Source organism: Rhizobium sp. NLR22b, from assembly GCF_019685295.1.
Classification (GTDB): Bacteria; Pseudomonadota; Alphaproteobacteria; order Rhizobiales; family Rhizobiaceae; genus Rhizobium.
The window spans coordinates 76,065-88,669 of sequence record NZ_JABDWM010000020.1; the positions used below are offsets into that span (position 1 = coordinate 76,065).

Consider the following 12,605-nt stretch of genomic DNA (forward strand, 5'->3'; position numbering starts at 1 on the left):
CTGTCGGCTTATGAGGACAAGCTTGCATGAGATTTTAGATGAGTCAACAAAATTGTATTTTGAAAGTACACAATAGTTACACCGAAAATATACAGTTGTGCAAAGTGATAAAATTAAGAGCACTGTCACGCGAGCCCCGACTGAATATCGAGATTGCCAACGGCGACGGTCGGCCTTAAGCCAATCGCAGATCGGACACTTCTGCCTGGGGAATGAATTGAATGAAGAGCGGCAAGAGCACTCTCTACGATGATCTCAAGCGTCAGATCCTCACGATGGAACTCGACCCCGACGAGGATGTGGATGAGGTCAGCCTCAGCGAGAAGTATGGCCTGTCTCGCACGCCCGTACGGGACACGCTTCGGCGCCTCGCAGGAGAAGGCTACATTGACATGCGGGAAAACAGAAGCGCGCGCGTTATCCCGCTGAATCATTCAACTCTGCGCCATTTTTTTCTTATAGCGCCAATGATTTATGCAGCAATCGGCCGGCTGGCGGTGCAAAACTTCAAGCCTAGGCAGTTGTCGGAACTACGCGATACGCAGGAGAAATTTCGAACCGCCAGTGAGAATCTCGATACGCTTGAAATGGTCTTGGAGAACAACAGGTTTCACGAGATCATGGGTGAGATGTCGGGCAACGTTTATCTGCAGCCCAGCCTCGGGCGGCTGCTTATCGATCACGCCCGAATCGGCCACACCTTTTTCCATCCGCGCAATGATGACATGCGGCAGCGCCTTCAACTGGCTGTCGAGCACCATGACGGCTTCATCGACGCGATCAAAGCCCATGACGAACACGCCGTCGTCGACCTGGTCTTCAAGCACTGGGAACTGTCGCGCGAAAACATGGAACTCTATGTCGTGCCCAACGACATGAAGGCTGATCTTCCGGTCGAGCCCGGCTCGTCGCAGGAGAAGGATGCGCAACAGGTCTGACGCTTGGCCTTTGGACGGGGCGGCTCAGGACGTTTTCTGCAGAGCCTGCGTTAGCCGGCTGCAAAATCGGCGATCGCGGAGCGCTTGGCATCGACCGGTAACAGAACGTTGTAACGGCCCTCCCCCTCGAACTCCGTGTCCCCGACCTTGACGAGGCTGCCGTCAGCCAGAAATGTCTTGATAAGCACATCCCATCCGAGCGCAACGCCCTGGCCGGCCCGTGCCGCATAGATAGTCTCGGTGTAATGGCTGAGGCGGAGGATCGAGCGCCGATTGTCCGGCTTGCGGCCGCACCGGGCAAACCAGCCTTCCTATCGATACCAGCTTCTGTTTGGAACATCGGTCTCGATCAGTTCATAGCCGCCATGGGGGAAATCCTCGACGCGACGGGACGTGGCATAATGCGGCGAGCAGACAGGATAGATCCGGTCCCCGCATGATCCCAGCACGATCCCGTCATTGAAAGGCGGCACGCCATATCGGATCGCGATATCGACGCCGCCGTTTGTCAGGTCCAGCTTGCTGTCCTGTGAGACCACGCGAATCTGATGTCCGGATTGAGCTGGCGAAACTCGGCGATCTTCGGAAGCAGCCAGAACGACGAGAATGCGATCGTTGCGCCGATGGTCACGACGTCGGTGACGCTGGCGCGCACCGCATCGACGCTGTCGGCAATATTGGACAGACTGTCTGCTAGCGTCGCGCCGAGAATGAGGCAGGCAGGAGTCGGTTCGATCGTCCGGTGGCCGCGATGAAAGAGCGGCCGGCCGAAATCATCCTCCAGAAGGGCAATCATGCGACTGACCGCAGCCTGCGTCACCCCCAATTCACTGGCTGCCGCGGTAAAGCTGCGATGCCGGATGGCGGCCTCCAGCGCCACGAGCGCGATGGCGCGTGAGCTTGCCGACACGGCGCTGCCGGTCGACGTCATCTTCTTGCATGCCAGCCGGACGCCGGGCGACCTGGAGTTCCGTAACGAACTGGCGAGCCTTGCGACCAAGCTGAAAGGCTTTCTCCTGTATTTCCTGCCGGAGACGCTCACCGGCGAAACCTCGTGGTCTGGCCTTCACGGCCGGATTTCGCGCGACCTGTTCAAGCTCATTGTTCCCGACCTCACGGAGCGGGTGATCCTGTGCTGTGGCCTGGCTCCGTTCATGGCTGCGGCACGGACGATTTCGGCAGACCTCGGCGTGCCACCCGAAAATTACATCGAAGAGAGTTTTGACGCCGCCGTGATCGACGACGCTCCGCTTCCGATGACGGACGAGGCAGTGCTCGCGCCCTTCAAGGTCGAGTTTGCCAAGCAGGGTCGTAGATTGACGTCACATCCGATCAGACCGTGCTGTCCTGCGCAAAGAAGGCCGGCGTGAAAATCCCGTCGTCCTGCTCGAACGGCCTCTGCGGCACCTGCAAATCGAAACTCGTCAGCGGCACCGTCGACATGAACCACAACGGCGGTATCCGCCAACGCGAAATCAACGCCGGATTTTTCTTGCCTTGCTGTTCGAAACCACTCAGCGATCTGGTTATTGAGCGATAAGGCTTAAGCTGGATATTAGCTGGCCACGCGAAAATTAAGCATTTTGTGTGGCTGTCGCGGCTGTATTTTAGTAGCTAAATGACGTTCTGGAGTTCGTGTCCCTTCAAGGCGCTCGCGCGGCATGAGGCAAGCCAGAACAGCAGTTTGCTTGTTTGCTGCGCAGTACATATCGACATTTTTGCGGATATGCGGCATAGAGGCTATATTTGCTGCACAGGGAATATCGTGGAAGATTTCATCGCTATCGATATGTTGGGTAAATTGACGGCCAGCCTCACGGAGGCAGGCGGGGAAATCACGTCCGAGCCGAGGTTTGAGCCGCAGATGGGAAACTCTCACGCAGATTTCCTTATAGATGCACGATTTTCTGATGCGCCTATCAAACTTGTTGTCGAGGTCAAAAAATCAGCTTTCCCAAGAGATGTCAGGGAAGCAATCTGGCAGCTGAAGAAATTCATTGCCGCTATGCCGCCAGGCAATTTTAGAGTTCTCCCCCTATTGATGGCCGATACCATTTCCCGGGGTGCGCGTGCACTCCTGCGAGAGGAAAAGATCGGTTATTTCGATCGTAGCGGGAGCCTCTATCTTTCGGCCGACAATCTCTTTGTTCTCGTCGAAAAGCCAGCCTCGAAGCAGCAGGCTCGATCGCTTAACAATCTGTTCGTTGGAAGTCGCGCACAGGCCCTCCATGCCGTCTGGACATTTAAGGACCAGTGGTTCGGTGTGCATGAACTGGCCGAGCGGGCATCCGTATCTCCAACAACTGCATCTCAGGTTCTTATCGAACTAGAGCGCCGCGAATGGGTGAGCTCCAAGGGTGCCGGTCCATCGAAGGAAAGAATACTCTCCAATCCCCGCGCGCTGCTTGACGAGTGGTCTTCCCACGTCGCTTCGATCAAGCCGAAGCCGCTTCGCTCGTACTACATGCGGATGACCAAAATCGATGAGGCGATCCATGAGATTGACCGCACCTGCGATGAGATGGGAGTTCGCTACGAAATTTCCGGGCTCATGGCCGGCCAGATCCATGCACCGCACCTCTCGAAGATATCCCAGCTCCATTGCCGCATCGATAATGGCGGCGAAAGCCTTCTCCGAAACCTGGGAGCAAAGGCTGTCAAAGACGGCTGGAATCTGGGAGTTATAGACTCTAATCCACGCCACGACTTTATGTTTCGCCAACGGGTCGGTCATGTCTGGGTCACGGATCCACTTCAAACCTATCTCGACCTCCTGCAGCTCGGCAGCGGTCGCTCAAAGGAGCTGGCCGAACATCTTCGGCTGACAAAGCTCGCGGTACCCGAATGACAAAGCCTCAGATACTGACTGAATACAGTGCCGATGTTACCCGCGACTGCGAGCGCGTCCTGGTTACGCTCTTCAGCGGTCTCGGCCCTTGGCGGGACTCCGTCTTTCTGGTCGGTGGGCTGGCACCGCGCTACATCGTCACCAAGCGGCCGCCTGACGTCCCGCCTCATGCGGGAACCGGCGATATAGATGTCGTTGTCGATCTGTCGATCCTTGCCGACACAGAGGCATACCGGACGCTCGAGCAGAACCTCAAAAAAATGGGCTTCGAGCGAGCGCAAAATGACAAGGGCAATAAGGTCAACTGGCGTTGGCAGACTATGACCGAGCACGGTATTCTCGTCATCCTGGAGTTCTTGGCAGACGATCCGAAGCTGCTGGGTGGCGCATTACAGGAACTGCCGACGGAGGGAAATGTTTCTGCCGTGAATATCCCTCACGCGTCGCTCGTGTTCGGACACCACGACCGGATGGAAGTCACCGCCGATCTGTTGGGTGAAAAAGGCCGCTCGACAGAATCCATCCCCTATGCCGATATCGTGGCATTCACATGCCTGAAGGCGTTTGCCTTTGATCACCGGCGTGAGCGCAAAGATGCGCACGATCTCGTCTACTGCCTCGAACACGGAGAAGGCGGGCTCGCCGGTGCAATCGCCAAATTCCAAGAGGCTCTGAAAGGCAACGATCGGGAGGTCATCGAACGTGCCCTGACGCTATTGCTCACCCGATTTTGTGATCCAGAGCCAGACGAAGGCTACCTGCGCGAAGGCAACGTCGCCGTGGCGCAGTTCGAAATTGAAGGTGCTGCAGACGACACGGAAATCAGAGAAGCCCGGATTTTGCGCCAGCGTGCCGTCAATGACATCATGCTCGAATTATTGAGCACGCTTGGTATTGGGTTCAAGTGATGCTCGGAGCGTGGGATCTTGTTATCTGAGCCTGGTTGAAGGGGGTGCACTGTGACTCCGCCGAGCGCCGTAGTCGGGATTTGTTCAAAAGTCCCCTGTCGTTGTGACGCACGTCGAGCAATCCGATTTCGGTTGGCTTATCGTTGGCGCCGACGGCTAGTTCGAGTGCAGGCTTCCGATCGGAGGAAAGTTCGCAAAAATTTGTCAAGCCGATGAATCCACTTGCAGCGTTGCAAAGCCCTAAAGCTCCTTGAGTGCCGTCGCGGTGTCGGAGAGAATTTCGTCGGATAGTGCCCCTTCGCCGATTGCTCGTGCCATGGCAAGGGCACCAACCAGTGCGCTGAGTACCAAGCAGGCCCGACGTCGATCACCAGCAGCGTCCGTACCCGGCGTCAATCCGGCCAGAAGCTCGAGATACTGCTCGACCTGGCGTCTGTAGGCCGAGCGGGTTCGATCATCCGCGCGCGAAATGTCCTCAGCCAAACCGGCCACTGCGCATCCGGCCTCAGGGTGGGCGCGGTGGGCTGGACTGAGGTAGTCGTCGACGATCGCTTCGAGCGCCCGTCTGCCACCTTTGCCGGACGCAGCCAAAGTCCGCGCACTTCCCTGAGCCAAGGCGCGTTCCACCGCGGCGCTGACCAGTTCATCCCGGGATTCGAAATGACGGTAGAAGCCGCCGTGCGTCAGGCCGGCTTCCCGCATCAGCTCCGCCACTCCGACACCGTAAATGCCACTGCGGCGCATTTGAGTCGCGGCGATATCGATAATTCGATTGTGGCTTGCCGCCTTGTCAGCTTTCGAACTACCCATGAATAAACCTCCCGCCTCGATGCGACACCAGTATATCCTAACGAGTTTGGTAACCATCATTTTCAGACGAATGGTCGCCAAGGTTTCGCCCCCTCCAGGGGGCGACCTTGGTGTCAATGGGTTTCGGTGCCGAGATTGCCGAGGTGATAACTCATGCGTGCCTCGAAGTCAGGACCCACTTCGTCGCGCTTTTGCGCGATTCGGGCTCCCCGCTCAGGGACCGTCGGCCAAGAGAACGCGTTGAGGAAAGCTTCCTGTGTCTGCATTAGGTCCTCAGCGGACGGCAGGCTTCTACGGTTGATCAGCCGCTTCGCCTCGGCGAGCGCAGGCTTGTCGAACGAGGCGATGCGACGGGCGAGGTTATCGACGTGGGCGTCGAGTTCATCATCCGGGAGTGCGCGATTCACCCACCCGTAGTTCGCTGCTGTTGCAGCGTCGAAATCGTCGCTGCCGAGCACGATTTCAAGCGCCCTGGCCCGTCCGACGAGGAGTGGTAGGCGTTCCGTTGCACCACCGCCTGGGAAGACGCCCGCCCCGACTTCGATCTGAGCGAAGATCGCTCGCTCCAGGCTGGCAAAACGCATGTCACATGCCAGCGCAATCTCAGACCCGCCACCGCGAGTGCGACCCCTAATCGATGCGATCGTCACGACCGGGGAACTGGTCAACCGCGTCGTGGCATCGATGAACGTCGGCAGACCAGTCGGCCCAGGCGTCAGGGGAAAATCGGCGAATCGGGAGACGTCGTAGTGATTGACGAAGAAATCCGGGTCAGCACTATCGAACACGACCACCCGCAACGTGTCATCGGCCTCGATGAGACCGACGATCCGCTGCAGCTCGATGAGGGTCTCTGGATCGCAAAAGTTCAGCGGCGGATTGTTGAAGGTCACCCGCCAGTATCCCGGCGCCGCCTCGGTGATCGTGAACTGGGTTAGTGGAGCACTCATCCGAAAGATTCCTTCGCTTAGGGCACTGGGCACAGGACGTGTGCGCGGGCCGTTTGGTCTACAACAAAGAGGATGACGTTTATCATCCTAAACGTCAAGATGACAGCCATCATCCTCAATGTCAATGACGCGACTGCATGGGGGCTACCGTGCAACCTTTACAGGCGGCTGGCAGCCGTTCAAGCAACTAGGCGTCTCGTTGGCGTCGATGGAGGCCGAACAACTAAAATGCTTCATTTCCAGCACTTCTGGATTGTCACGCTACCGAAGTTTAATTCCTGGCATCACCCATTGGGTAGGGCAGGTGGCTGAGCTAAAGTCTTGCTGCCCGCAAGTCTTTACCGTGCGGGCTTTCATCCCGGATGACCGTCTCGGCGATCCGAATCTGCGGACTCAGCCGCTGGATAGTCTCAAATACATTCCGTTGTTTTTCTCCAATCCCGACAGTTACATTTCGTTCGGGCTCAATCTCCGCGAGATCTTCGAAGTCAGTGATGCACCGGCTTTCGGAACCGTACGTACGAATCCCAGAGATTCATATTGGCTACAGCGCGCGCAGTTTCACATCGATGTTCACCTGAATGAAAACTGGCAATTGTTCACGCAGTTCGAGGACGTGCGTGCGTTCGACAAGACGGTGGTCGGCCCCAACGACGCAAACCGATTTGACCTCCGGCTGGCATTCATCGGCTATACGCAGGAGACTGACGCGGGAACGTTCAGAGCAAGGGTCGGCCGCCAAGACTTCGCGTTTGACCTGGAGCGGTTCGTTTCGACGCGCGATGGGCCGAATGTCCGCCAGTCTTTCGATGCCGTCTGGGCCGGATGGGAGACGGATGCGTGGCGCTTCTATGGTCTTGTCAGCCAGCCTGTTCAGTATCGCGATGTCGATCCTTTCGATGATCGATCGAGCGGCGACGCAATGTTCAGCGGGGTCCGCATGGAGCGGCAGCTCTCGCCGGATATCGAGGCCTCCGCCTATTACGCGCTTTATCGGCGCCAGAACGCCAGTTTTCTTACCGCGTCGGGTGAAGAGGAGAGGCACGTTTTCGATACCCGGTCGGCCGGCAAATATGCCGGTTTCGACTGGGATGCGGAAGCGATGGGACAGGTTGGCAAGGTGGGCTCAGCCAACATTCTGGCCTGGGCCGTGGGTGCGAGGACCGGCTATACCTTCGAGGAGCTCACTTGGTCGCCACGGATTGGTTTGCAGTTCGACGTGGCATCGGGCGACCGAGCCGCAAGTGATAGCACGCTCGGCACATTCAATCCGCTGTTTCCTAATGGCTTCTATTTCTCGCTCGGCGGTCATACCGGATACGCCAACCTCGTTCACATCAAACCATCGGTCACCATTCAGCCGACAGACGACCTGACCCTTATGGCCGGGGTCGGACTGCTGTGGCGTCAGACGACACAGGACGCTGTCTACACCCTGCCAAGCGTTCCCGTCGCCGGTACTGCGGGTAAGGGGTCGGCATGGACCGGCGCTTATGCGCAAATCAAGGCGGACTGCCGCTTCAATCCCAATCTCACGGGGTCGCTGGAGGCTGTTCATTATCAGGTTGGCTCGGCGCTCGAAGCTGTGGGCGGTCGCAACAGCAATTATCTCAGGGGAGAGCTGAAGCTGGTCTGGTAACAATGCCGACGTTGCTGGGTTCGCCGACAAAGAACATCACCGATTGAAGCTGCGACCAACCGTCCGAGTTTCTCGCTCAATAGCCTCGATATTTGGCCTAAACTGCGCGCCGATCTTTCGCTTACGAATAAGCGTGAGCTGCCTTCCACCGACCAGTGACCGCAGCCCCATCGAAATTGTTAGCGAAAATCTGGACTATTTTTGCGCGCTAACTCTCACAGAAGTATGACGTTCTGCCGTTTGAAATTGTAAAGTAAAAGCGACAGCTGGTGTCGCTCTTGCCCGTCTCGACGAGCGCATTGCCCGCTCGCCGGTCGGCGCGGGGTGGATCGAGAGGATGCATTTCGCCGACACCTGCGCCTCCTTGTGGATCGACGGCGAACTCGTTCACCTCGAAGACCTCGTCCTCCACGACGCCACCCGCGACATCCGCACGCCCACCCACGAACTGACCATCGCCCGCGACGTCCTGCGCACTCGTCGGCGCATCGCCGGCCGATCCCCGGATTGGGCGCTTTCTGCCGACGGCATCCGCTCGCTGCGGAAAACCTCGGAGATCGGGTCGGGCGGCGGGGACGCGGCAACGACGGCCGAAGTTATTTGGCCGGCGGCCGCGATCCACGCGGAGGGGGAGGGGGAGGAAGGTGACGACGTCGAAATTCTCCTCGGCGTCGACTATGCCGCCATCGATGCGGTACTAGCCCGATCGGAGGCCGCGATCGAGCATGCAACACGTCCCGGCCGTGGCGGCGCGGCGGAAAAAGATCCGCTGGTCTATGATCTCGACTGGGACGAGGACGCGCGGCTCGAGGAATGGCGCGGCGTTCTACGCCAGGCCGAAAACCTGCCGCCGGTGCTGCAGGCGATCATTGCCCTCGATGCCTGGAACGAGCTTTCCGTCCTTCAGCACGCCCCCTGGCTTGGCCGCCTGTTTGCCGCGTCTATCCTGCGGCAGGCCGGCATCACCACCGGCGCGCATCTCGCCGCCATCAATCTCGGCCTCAAAACCATTCCCGTCGATCGCCGTCGGCATCGCGACCGGGAAACCCGGCTGCTCGCCATTGCCCACGGGCTGATCGCGTCCGCCGAGATCGGGCTGAAAGAACACAACCGGCTGGCGCTAGCGAAAACGATGATGGACCGAAAACTGGAGGGGCGCCGGACGTCTTCAAAACTGCCGGAGCTGGTCGAGCTGGTCATGGCAAAACCATTGGTGTCGGCCGGGATGGTGGCCAAGACGCTCGATGTGACGCCGCAGGCGGCGCGGCGGATCGTTTTGGAACTGGGCTTGAGGGAGATGACGGGGAGGGGGAGGTTTCGGGCATGGGGTGTGATCTAGTCAGCGAGTCGATGACTTCTGGTCTCGAAGCCAGTGGGTTCGCCGGACGCTCAGCGATCGATCGATCATGGAGGCGTTGCAAACGCAATTGCCCTCGGATACTCCATATCGTTAGAGTTATATTCAACTTTTGTTTGCAATCCTGATCACATGCTGCCTCGCGATTATAGACTCCACGAGCTAAATGAAGATGAGTTTGAAAAGCTTGTCGTTTGCATCTGCGTGCGTTGGCTCGGGGAGGGTGTGACTCCTTTCGCCCGCGGACGGGACGGTGGGCGTGATGGGAAGTTCCATGGTACTGCCAATGGGTTTCCGAGCGTGGCGTCGCCGTTGTCTGGGCACTTCGTCCTGCAGGCGAAGCACATTAGCGCGCCAAAAAAATCGTGTTCCGATCCCGATTTCGCAGGCCTGCTCCGAAAAGAGCACGACAAGATTAAGCGGCTAAATGGCGACGGCATTTGCGACCACTATCTGGTCTTCACCAACCGGAAATACACCGGCGGCGCTGACGAAAAGTACATGAAGGATCTCCTAGGGCTCGGTATCAGTTCGGCGCACATTGTCGGTGTTGAACGTCTTCATCTCGCACTCGACAGTTATCAAGACATCCGCGAGATATTGCCGAATTGGCTCGATCCATCGCCTTTCCGCTTCAACCCCGACGAATTGGTGGAGGTGATCGGTGCGCTGAACGCCTATACGAGGGACGATGCTGACAGCGCCTTTGAGAGCGCATTCGACTTCGAGAAGCTCAAAATGCCGTTGAAGAACAAGCTCAATGGCGTGTCAGATGAGTATTACAAGCAGGTGATCGTCGCTCAATCCATGCCGCATTTCGATCGCGTTGCACAATTCCTCCAGAATCCGAGGAATGACGAATTCGCGGCGCTCTATCATGATGCTGCTGATGAGCTGAAGCAGAAGATTATCGCCAAGCGCACACAGTTCGGAGCGTTCGATGATATCTTTCTGTTTATGTACGAGCAAATACAGCAGAAGCGTGAGGTTCTGAGAGGCAAACGCCGCCTCATATCGATCCTGCTTCACTATATGTATTTCAATTGCGATATCGGCATCAAGCAGCTGGAGGAGAACGAAGATGTCGTCCACGCTGACGCCTAAGAAGCACCTTAACCTCGACACGTCATTGCTGCGCGTCTTCTCGCTTGTTTTGAAGGAGCTGCAAAAGCGCGGCATCTGTGAATTCGAGAAGCTACGAGGCGTCGTCGTTCGTCGGGTCGGGGCTGATGGTGAGCTTTCGTTCCTGGCGGCCCTCGATCTCATGTTCCTTCTGGGCAAAGCAGAGTACCACCTCAAGAATGACACGCTTGAATACAAGGTGGATTGATTATGCAACTCAGTCGCCTTTATTCGAACTTCCCGGATATCTTTTCGCCAATTGCTTTCAACCATGGAGCTGACACCAATCGCCTCAACGTCGTGCTCGGCGAGGTCAAGCACCCCAAGGATCGGAAAAAGGACTCGCATAATCTCGGTAAGACGACCCTCCTGCATCTGATCGATTTCATGATGCTGAAGGGGTGGTCGCAGGAGAGCTTTCTGTACCGGCATCGTGACCGGTTCGCGGACTTTGTCTTCTACCTAGAGATCGCGTTGAATAGCGGCGGCTATGCCACGATCAGGCGTAGCGTCGCGGCTCCCACACGCGTGGCGCTGTCCCGTCACGAAGTCGCTGACGCGGATTTCAATGATGCAGCCGATGATACTTGGGATCATCTAGATTTGCCGATTGACGAGGCGATCAAGCTTCTCGATGCGTGGCTCGATCTACGCGCGCTAAAGCCATACGACTATCGGAAGGGGATCACCTACTTTCTGCGTTCTCAAGGCGACTGGAGCGATGAATTACAACTTCAGAAATTCCAGGCTGGGCGCGACCTTCACTGGAAGCCGTTTGTCGCACATCTCTTCGGATTCAACCAAAGCCCGATTATCCGGAAGTATGAGCTGGACGACCTCATTCAGAAGCTTCAGGAGAAGCAAGGTGAGCAACAGGCTGAGGTCCAGTTCAAGGAGGAGGATCTCCCCAAGCTGACAGCCGAGCTTGGTGTGCTTCAACAGCACGTCGAGGATCTCGAAGCGCAACTTGACGCTTTCCGGTTTGATGACGAAGAACGCCGGCTCATGCGCGACCTTGTCGAGACGATCGAAAGCGAGATTGCTGCTCTGAATCAGCAGATTTATGATGCGAGATACGATATTGGTCAGATCGACAGCTCTCTAAGCCACAAAGACAAGTTCGACCTGGACGAGGTTCAGTCGATCTTTGAAGAAGCACAACTCCACTTCCCGACGCAGCTCAAAAAACAGTATGGCGAGCTCGTCGAATTCAAGAAAAAGGTCACACAGGAGCGCAACGCAGCGCTGCGGAAGCGCCGCAAGGAGCTAGAGGACGAGCTTTCGGCGGCAGAAGGCCGCAAGGCAACACTCGACGATCAACGTGTACAGCGCCTGAAGGTGCTTCGCTCGACAGACACCTTCGACAAATTCAAGGCTTTGCAGAAAGATGTCTCCCACCAACGGGCGCAACTCGTATATCTTGAAGAGCAGCGCAAGAAGCTTGAGGCAGTCGTGGAAACGGCACGGCAGGTCCGCGAATCCGAGCGAGACCGTGGCCGCGTTGTCGACGAGATCAAGGCGATGCTCGCCAAGCCTACCGTCATCTACGAACGCTTCACCCGCATTTTCAACGACTATTGCCAGAAGGTGCTCAATCATGAGGGCATTTTCTTTTTTCACGTCAATCCAAACAACAATCTCGACTACAAGATCAGCCTGGGCCTCGCCGGGCAGAAGGGTGTGGCATCCAGCCAGGGAGAGGGTACCAGTTACAAGAAACTGATTTGCGCGTTGTTCGACTTGGCGCTCTTGCGTGTTTATGAGGACATTCCCTTCTTTCATTTCGTTTATCACGATGGAATGCTGGAAGCCCTCGACGATCGGAAAAAGCTGGCGTTCTTGGAAGTAGTTCGCGATCAAGTTTTCAATAAGAAATTGCAATACATCATGACTGTTATTGCATCTGATCTTCCACGTAGTGACAAAGGTCGGGTCGTGGCGTTCGCAGACGATGAAATTGTATTGCGGCTTGATGATAGTGGTCTGGGCGGTCGGCTGTTCAAGATGGCAGAATTCTAGATGTCCAAACTGGA

Annotated in this window: 9 protein-coding genes and 3 pseudogenes; 9 read left to right on the forward strand and 3 right to left on the reverse strand. The window is 56.9% G+C overall.

Annotated elements, in window-relative coordinates; genetic code table 11:
- The first annotated feature begins 221 nt into the window (after positions 1–221).
- Positions 222–938 (forward strand): GntR family transcriptional regulator, encoded by a 717-nt coding sequence (locus HJC00_RS27030; protein ID WP_168254699.1) that lies wholly within the window; start codon positions 222–224, stop codon positions 936–938.
- 50 nt (positions 939–988) lie between these two features.
- Here HJC00_RS27030 and HJC00_RS27035 read toward each other — a convergent pair.
- Positions 989–1,818, reverse strand: a pseudogene (locus HJC00_RS27035) (LysR substrate-binding domain-containing protein).
- Here HJC00_RS27035 and HJC00_RS27040 point away from each other — a divergent pair.
- The 3 genes and pseudogenes from HJC00_RS27040 to HJC00_RS27055 all read left to right on the forward strand — a co-directional run.
- A pseudogene (locus HJC00_RS27040) lies at positions 1,703–2,478 on the forward strand (2Fe-2S iron-sulfur cluster-binding protein); the annotation flags it as partial. The pseudogenes HJC00_RS27035 and HJC00_RS27040 overlap by 116 nt on opposite strands.
- Positions 2,479–2,703: 225 nt before the next feature.
- Positions 2,704–3,786 carry a hypothetical protein gene (locus HJC00_RS27050; protein ID WP_168300928.1) on the forward strand — a complete coding sequence of 361 codons (1,083 nt, stop codon included), beginning with the start codon at positions 2,704–2,706 and terminating at the stop codon, positions 3,784–3,786.
- Positions 3,783–4,694: an antitoxin gene (locus HJC00_RS27055; protein WP_210633119.1), complete on the forward strand. Its 912-nt coding sequence runs from the start codon at positions 3,783–3,785 to the stop codon at positions 4,692–4,694. The genes HJC00_RS27050 and HJC00_RS27055 overlap by 4 nt, the downstream gene beginning before the upstream one ends.
- A gap of 240 nt (positions 4,695–4,934) precedes the next feature.
- Here the strand turns inward: HJC00_RS27055 and HJC00_RS27060 are convergent, their stop codons facing one another.
- On the reverse strand, positions 4,935–5,585 hold the full coding sequence (locus tag HJC00_RS27060) for a TetR/AcrR family transcriptional regulator (RefSeq protein WP_221164861.1): 651 nt from the start codon (positions 5,583–5,585) through the stop codon (positions 4,935–4,937).
- Positions 5,586–5,617: 32 nt separating this feature from the next.
- Positions 5,618–6,454: an enoyl-CoA hydratase/isomerase family protein gene (locus tag HJC00_RS27065; protein WP_221135293.1), complete on the reverse strand. Its 837-nt coding sequence runs from the start codon at positions 6,452–6,454 to the stop codon at positions 5,618–5,620.
- Positions 6,455–6,662: 208 nt separating this feature from the next.
- Here HJC00_RS27065 and HJC00_RS27070 point away from each other — a divergent pair, with 208 nt between their 5' ends.
- The 5 genes and pseudogenes from HJC00_RS27070 (at position 6,663) to HJC00_RS27090 (ending at position 12,591) form a co-directional block, all read left to right on the forward strand.
- The gene (locus HJC00_RS27070; RefSeq protein ID WP_221164869.1) at positions 6,663–8,093 is read left to right on the forward strand and encodes an alginate export family protein; all 1,431 of its coding nucleotides are present in this window, start codon (positions 6,663–6,665) and stop codon (positions 8,091–8,093) included.
- 265 nt (positions 8,094–8,358) lie between these two features.
- A pseudogene (locus HJC00_RS27075) lies at positions 8,359–9,432 on the forward strand (RHE_PE00001 family protein); the annotation flags it as partial.
- Positions 9,433–9,675: 243 nt separating this feature from the next.
- Positions 9,676–10,554 (forward strand): ABC-three component system protein, encoded by an 879-nt coding sequence (locus HJC00_RS27080; RefSeq protein WP_221164862.1) that lies wholly within the window; start codon positions 9,676–9,678, stop codon positions 10,552–10,554.
- A complete protein-coding gene (locus tag HJC00_RS27085) occupies positions 10,532–10,780 on the forward strand; it encodes an ABC-three component system middle component 8 (protein ID WP_221164863.1) in 249 nt (82 codons plus the stop codon). Before HJC00_RS27080 ends, HJC00_RS27085 begins: the two co-directional genes overlap by 23 nt.
- A 2-nt stretch (positions 10,781–10,782) precedes the next feature.
- Positions 10,783–12,591, forward strand: a complete 1,809-nt coding sequence (locus HJC00_RS27090; protein WP_221164864.1) for a DUF2326 domain-containing protein — start codon at positions 10,783–10,785, stop codon at positions 12,589–12,591.
- Positions 12,592–12,605 lie beyond the last annotated feature (14 nt).

Coding starts and splice junctions, on each gene's coding strand:
- HJC00_RS27030 (WP_168254699.1), top strand. CDS start 222: ATGAAGAGCGGCAAGAGCACTCTCTACGATGATCTCAAGCGTCAGATC.
- HJC00_RS27055 (WP_210633119.1), top strand. CDS start 3,783: ATGACAAAGCCTCAGATACTGACTGAATACAGTGCCGATGTTACCCGC.
- HJC00_RS27065 (WP_221135293.1), bottom strand. CDS start 6,454: ATGAGTGCTCCACTAACCCAGTTCACGATCACCGAGGCGGCGCCGGGA.
- HJC00_RS27070 (WP_221164869.1), top strand. CDS start 6,663: ATGGAGGCCGAACAACTAAAATGCTTCATTTCCAGCACTTCTGGATTG.
- HJC00_RS27085 (WP_221164863.1), top strand. CDS start 10,532: ATGTCGTCCACGCTGACGCCTAAGAAGCACCTTAACCTCGACACGTCA.
- HJC00_RS27090 (WP_221164864.1), top strand. CDS start 10,783: ATGCAACTCAGTCGCCTTTATTCGAACTTCCCGGATATCTTTTCGCCA.